Origin of the sequence: Neisseria sp. HMSC03D10 (genome assembly GCF_001807625.1) — a bacterium.
Lineage (GTDB): Bacteria > Pseudomonadota > Gammaproteobacteria > Burkholderiales > Neisseriaceae > Neisseria > Neisseria mucosa.
Window position 1 is genome coordinate 11,995 of record NZ_KV789587.1, and the last position, 681, is coordinate 12,675.

The 681-nt window shown below is 34.5% G+C and carries 1 protein-coding gene; it reads left to right on the forward strand.

Annotated elements, in window-relative coordinates:
* The first annotated feature begins 389 nt into the window (after window positions 1–389).
* Entirely contained in the window at window positions 390–641 is a 252-nt protein-coding gene (locus tag HMPREF3066_RS09105; protein WP_070442346.1) for a hypothetical protein, read from the forward strand.
* The last annotated feature ends 40 nt before the right edge of the window (window positions 642–681 follow it).

Genomic DNA, 681 nt, shown 5'->3' on the forward strand with positions numbered 1-681 from the left:
GTACTGGTTTAAAGTTAATCCACTATATATTTTTTTAAGGTTGCCTTAATTACTTGGGACAACCTCTTTTCTATCTATAAACATAAAATATAGCTCGGCTAAAATGATGCAAAAAATGGCGTACGAGCCTTATTAATATTTAATTACTTACATTAGTAAATTCATATGAATAAACATACAAATATCCGCTAGTTATTTAACTATTATCTCATTTAAACAATGGGTTATTTATTTAAAATATTAGAATTACCGTTCTCTGATATTTATGCCATATCATTTTTTATAACCTCCCAAACAATCGTAAAATAGTTTGCCAAACTCATAATTTTTGATATAAAATGAAAAAAATTAACCCAAACCAACTCTCTCTAAGGATAAGTGGATTTGTTATGTTGAAAAAAACTGTTTTGATGTCCCTTGTGTTATCTGCGCTGGTCGGCTGTTCTCCAACCTATGGCAATATGCGCTTCTTACCTTCCCCTGAACAAGAAGCCACAATGCGGGCTGATTCCCAAAGAGTTCAGAACGATGAACGAGTAGAACGTGCCGAACGCCGTCGCGAACGCCGCGAGGAAATGATGGATGAAGCAGATGCCATCAAACGTGCTTACGGTGATCAAAAAATTTATATCCTCCACTAAATTTACAATAGACCTCTTGCGAAAGTATCCTGAAGATTTA